General features: G+C 66.9%; 1 protein-coding gene. It reads right to left on the reverse strand.

The window, feature by feature from the left end; genetic code table 11:
- On the reverse strand, window positions 1-724 hold a 724-nt coding region (locus AC4PR2_RS29410; RefSeq protein WP_492176114.1), incomplete at both ends, for an RHS repeat domain-containing protein.

Genomic DNA, 724 nt, shown 5'->3' on the forward strand with positions numbered 1-724 from the left:
CCCTATCGGATCCTGCGTGGTGAAACGCCCCACCTCGGGTTCGTAGTAGCGGAACAGGTTGTAGTGCAGGCCGCTTTCGTCGTCCTGATATTGCCCGGCGTAGCGCAGCGGCTGCTGGTATTGCGCACCCTGCCGCTTCGCCGCGCCGGCCACCGTCTGGCCCTGCAGCTTGCCGAAGGTGTCGTATTGCCCGGACCAGCACAGGTTGCCCGCCGCGTCGGTCACCTCCAGCGGCGCGCTGTTCAGATCGGTGTGATACCAGTAAATATCTGCCGAGCGGCTGTCGCCCGCCTGCTCCAGCGCCGCCAGTGGGCTCCACGGGCTGGCCGGATCGTAGCTCCAGCTGCGGCGGCTGCCGTCGTCGCGCTGCTCCTGCAGCAGCCGGTAGCCCTGCCACAGGAAACGGGTCGTCTGTTCGGTTTTGCCCTTGTAGCGCACCGCCTTGCGGCTGCGGCGGCCCAGCGCGTCGTAATGGTACTGCGCCTCGAACTCGCCCTGCGGGCCGCGGCCGTGCGCCTGCACCAGCCGATTGTCGGCGTCGTAGCGGTAGTGCTGTTCGTAAAGGCCGTTGCGCCGGCTGATCAGGTTGCCCCAGGCGTCGTAACGGTAAAACAGTTTTTGCCAGTGCGTCAGCCGGTTATCGGCGATCGGCGCCAGCGGCAGGTGCGCGTCGATGTCGCTCTGCGGGCTGCGCTCGCCCAGCAGGTTATCCGCCAGATCGTAC

The sequence above is a fragment of the Serratia sp. A07 genome (assembly GCF_058725505.1).